The organism is Streptomyces sp. NPDC054847, from assembly GCF_053610925.1.
The window spans coordinates 1-4,026 of record NZ_JBSGZJ010000569.1 but is presented as its reverse complement, the minus strand read 5'-3'; the positions used below and the strand labels follow the sequence as shown (position 1 = coordinate 4,026).

Below are 4,026 nucleotides of genomic sequence, written 5' to 3'. Positions count from 1 at the left end.
CGTGAGGACCGGCCCCGCGTGGACGGCTTCGCCGTCAGTGCATGACGGCCATGGCCAGTGCGCGGCGCGCGCGCATCGACACGCGCTCGGCGCGGCGCTGCATGCGTCGGGCGGCGACCAGGCGCACGGCCTGGCGTTCCGCGTCGACTTCACGCAGGCGCTCGTGCATATGCGCACGAGCCAGGGCTTCTGGGATGAGTTGCATTTCGCGGGTCCTGTTCTGACGCGAGGCGTTCGCGCCGATGGTGGTGACAGCTCGGGTGGCGGAGCCCTGGGGCTCGCTCGTGGAAGAGGTCATAGGGGCCTGCTTCTGGGGGTCGTGCGTGACGGGTCGATCGATGGTTCCGATGGCGTTCATGCCGCAACCGGGTTCTTGCGCGGGCGACCACGCGGCCGCTTGCGGGCAACGACGACACCCTGGACGAAGAGCTCTCCGCCCCAGACGCCCCACGGCTCACGCCGCTCCTTGGCGCCCGCGAGGCAGGCCTCCATCAGCGGGCAGGTGCGGCAGAGGGACTTGGCGTACTCGACGTCGGCCGGCGACTCGGCGAAGAAGACCTCCGGGTCGTAGGAACGGCACGGGACGGGCACGCCCAGGTTCTCGATGGCGTCGTCGAGCGCGGTGAGCGCGGTGAGGGGAGTCAAGGTGGAGTCCTCGGTACGGACGGGCGGGGAGGTGGTCTCGGAAGGCGGTACGGACGGGGCGTGCGCTTCGAGTTGCACGGTGTGTGATTCCTCGTCTGGTCGTTCCGGCCGGTCGGCCGGGTGGCAGTTGGTACCGGGTGCTTCTGGTCCCGAGGCCCCTTCGCACTGTTCTCCCGTTGGGGAAAACAGAAGGGCCGCGGATCCCGGGTGGGGTTCCGCGGCCCTGAAGGCGCCGGCCTGATGCCGTATCAGGCTGGATCACTCCAGGGTTCGAGCCCGCGGAAGGCCCACTTCGTGTGGTGCTGCGTCGTCTTCTGCTCGGTCTCGGCACTGGCCGCCGCAAAGGCATAGGCCTGAGCCTCTGCCGCTGCTACTCCTGCTTCCAGTGCCTTGGTCGGTCGCTCATTGCGCTCCAGGACGGGCAGGCCGCCCAGACCGGACACGGGAAGCACGACGGAGATGCCGGACATACCGGTGCCGAGGAACGCGGAGGAGAAGCCGAGCGAGCAGGCGGAGACGACCGAGCGATCGGTCATTTTGGCGGTGCTGATGAAGCTGGTCTTGATGCTGATCACTGGAATCGCCTCCTCTCGGCGTCTCGAGGACCGGACAGGCCGGTCACGCTATTCGGATAGCACGAAGACAGGGCTTCAGAGAAGCCGCTGTTCTTCGTGGTTAAGAACCTATGGGTCTTGGCCGGGCGCGCGCAAACCATTTTTTCGACGAGTTTGTATCAGTCCTCCTCGTCGGCCTCGCCCGGCTCCTCACCTGCGCAGATGGCCAGGACATCGGCCCCGAACCGATCGAGCTTGCGGCCGCCGACACCGGAGATCCCGGCCAACTCCGCCTCGCTGCCCGGCACGGCCTCGGCGATCGCCATCAGCGTCTTGTCCGTGAAGACGCAGTACGCGGGCTGGCCCAGGTCCTTGGCCTGCACCGAGCGCCACTCGCGCAGCCGCTCGTACAGCGCCTCGTCCATGTCCGAGGGGCAGTCCTCGCAGCGCATCAGCTTCATCTCGCCCGCGTCGGTCAGGGTCTTGCCGCAGACCCGGCACAGCACCGGGCCGCGCCGCTTGCGGCGTCCGCCGCCCCGCTCGACGCCGCCCGCGCCGCCGGCGGTTCGCGGCCCGGCCGCGGCGGAGCCCGGGCGGATGCCGTTCAGGAAGCGGGTCGGACGCCGGGAGGCACGGCCGCCCGGCGCACGGGACAGGGCCCACGACAGGGACAGGTGCAGCCGTGCACGGGTCACGCCCACATAGAGGAGCCGGCGCTCCTCCTCCACCTGCTCGTCCGTCTTGGCGTAGGTGATCGGCATCATGCCCTCGGTGAGCCCGACCAGGAAGACGGCGTCCCACTCCAGGCCCTTCGCCGAATGCAGGGAGGCGAGTGTGACGCCCTGGACGGTGGGCGCGTGCTGGGCGGCCGCCCGCTCGTCCAGCTCGGCCACCAGGTCGGCGAGCGTGGCCTGCGGCCTGGCCCGCACGAAGTCCTCCGCGAGGCGGACCAGCGCTGCCAGCGACTCCCAGCGGTCGCGCACGGCACCGGATCCGGCGGGCGGCTCCGTGGTCCACCCCTTGGTGGACAGCACGGCCCGCACCTGGGAGGGCAGGTCCTCCACGTCGTCGAGCAGTGCGTCGTTGCCGCCGGCGCGGGCCGCGCCGCGCAGGGCGATGCCCGCCTCGCGCACCTCCTGCCGCTCGAAGAACCGCTCGGCCCCGCGCAGCTGGTACGGGACGCCCGCGTCGGCCAGAGCCTGCTCGTAGACCTCCGACTGGGCGTTGATCCGGTACAGCACGGCGATCTCACCGGCCGGGACACCCGCGTCGATCAGCTCGCGGATGCGGCGGGCGGTGCCCTCCGCCTCCGCGGGCTCGTCCGCATACTCCACGTACGAGGGCTCGGGGCCCGGCTCGCGCTGGGAGATCAGTTCGAGGCGGTGCTCGGCGGCCCGTCCGCGGGCCTGGCCGAGCAGGCCGTTGGCGAGGTGGACGACCTGGGGGGTGGAGCGGTAGTCGCGGACCAGCTTGACCACCGTCGCGCCGGGGTGCCGGGTGCGGAAGTTCAGCAGGTGGTCGGGGGTGGCGCCGGTGAAGGAGTAGATCGTCTGGCTGGCGTCACCGACGACGCACAGGCTTTCCCGGTCGCCGAGCCACAGGTCCAGCAGGCGCTGCTGGAGGGGGCTGACGTCCTGGTACTCGTCGACGACGAAGTGCTGGTACTGACGGCGGACATGGTCGGCGATGTCGTGCCGGTCCTGCAGGATGCCGACCGTGAGCAGCAGCACATCCTCGAAGTCGATCACCGAGCGGTCGCGCTTGAGCTGCTCGTACATGGCGTAGACCTGGCTGATCTCGGCCGGGTCACGGGGCGCGTCGCGCAGTGACTTGGCGACGGCCGCCGGGTAGTCGGCGGGCACGGTCTGGGTGACCTTGGCCCACTCGATCTCTCCCGTCACGTCCCGCAGCTCGTTGCGGTCGAGGCGGATCCGGCAGCGGGCGGCGGCCTCGGCCACCAGCTGGATCTTGCGCTCGAGCAGTCGCGGCATCTCGCCGCCGACCGCCTTCGGCCAGAAGTACTGCAACTGGCGGAGGGCGGCGGAGTGGAACGTACGCGCCTGGACGCCTCCCGCGCCGAGCTGGCGCAGCCGTCCGCGCATCTCACCGGCGGCGCGGTTGGTGAACGTGACAGCCAGCACACTGGCGGGCTGGAGTATGCCCGCCCTCACCCCGTACGCGATGCGGTGGGTGATCGCGCGGGTCTTGCCCGTGCCGGCTCCTGCCAGCACGCACACCGGACCGTGCAGGGCGGTCGCCACCTCGCGCTGCTCGGGATCGAGCCCGTCGAGCACGGCGTCCGCCGACTCGGGGACCTGCGGGAAAAGAGAGGAGTGCGTTGCTGCTGTCACCCCGCCATGCTGCCAGGTCGCCGGGGGCGGATGCGGCGGTTGTCCACAGGGCTGCCTCATCAGTCGTACGAATTGGCCGCCGGCCGTACGGATCCGCCTCACACGGGGCGCGGGAATCGTTACCGCGTCACGTACGTTCTAGCCCGAGGTGATGACACCCCCCCGCCCCCGAGACCTAGGAGCAAGAGACGATGCAGGGCACTGTGACGATGTACAGCACCACGTGGTGCGGATACTGCCGTCGGCTGAAGAGCCAGATGGACCGCGAGGGCATCGCGTACACCGAGATCAACATCGAGCAGGACCCCGAGTCGGCGGCCTTCGTCGAGAAGGCCAACGGGGGCAACCAGACGGTGCCCACCGTGCTCTTCCCCGACGGTTCGACGCTGACGAACCCGTCTCTCGCCCAGGTCAAGCAGAAGGTGGGCGTCTAGCTTTCGAGGCTGGACCGGGCGTCGGCCCCGGCAGTCCGGTTC

5 protein-coding genes are annotated in these 4,026 nt (G+C 70.2%); 1 reads left to right on the top strand and 4 read right to left on the bottom strand.

Features of this window, described 5'->3' with window-relative positions; translation table 11 throughout:
* Positions 1 to 34 precede the first annotated feature (34 nt).
* The 4 genes from ACWGH4_RS32485 to ACWGH4_RS32470 all read right to left on the bottom strand — a co-directional run bounded on the left by ACWGH4_RS32485 (position 35) and on the right by ACWGH4_RS32470 (position 3,610).
* Positions 35 to 358, bottom strand: a complete 324-nt coding sequence (locus tag ACWGH4_RS32485; protein ID WP_441264084.1) for a hypothetical protein — start codon at positions 356 to 358, stop codon at positions 35 to 37.
* Positions 355 to 723, bottom strand: a complete 369-nt coding sequence (locus ACWGH4_RS32480; RefSeq protein ID WP_005312256.1) for a WhiB family transcriptional regulator — start codon at positions 721 to 723, stop codon at positions 355 to 357. The genes ACWGH4_RS32485 and ACWGH4_RS32480 overlap by 4 nt, the downstream gene beginning before the upstream one ends.
* Before the next feature lie 170 nt (positions 724 to 893).
* Complete coding sequence (locus tag ACWGH4_RS32475) at positions 894 to 1,220, bottom strand: hypothetical protein (RefSeq protein WP_453467181.1); 327 nt, start codon at positions 1,218 to 1,220, stop codon at positions 894 to 896.
* 158 nt (positions 1,221 to 1,378) lie between these two features.
* Positions 1,379 to 3,610: an ATP-dependent DNA helicase UvrD2 gene (locus tag ACWGH4_RS32470; RefSeq protein ID WP_453467179.1), complete on the bottom strand. Its 2,232-nt coding sequence runs from the start codon at positions 3,608 to 3,610 to the stop codon at positions 1,379 to 1,381.
* 131 nt (positions 3,611 to 3,741) lie between these two features.
* Between ACWGH4_RS32470 and ACWGH4_RS32465 the strand changes: the two genes are divergently transcribed.
* A complete protein-coding gene (locus tag ACWGH4_RS32465; RefSeq protein WP_005312266.1) occupies positions 3,742 to 3,984 on the top strand; it encodes a mycoredoxin in 243 nt (80 codons plus the stop codon).
* The last annotated feature ends 42 nt before the right edge of the window (positions 3,985 to 4,026 follow it).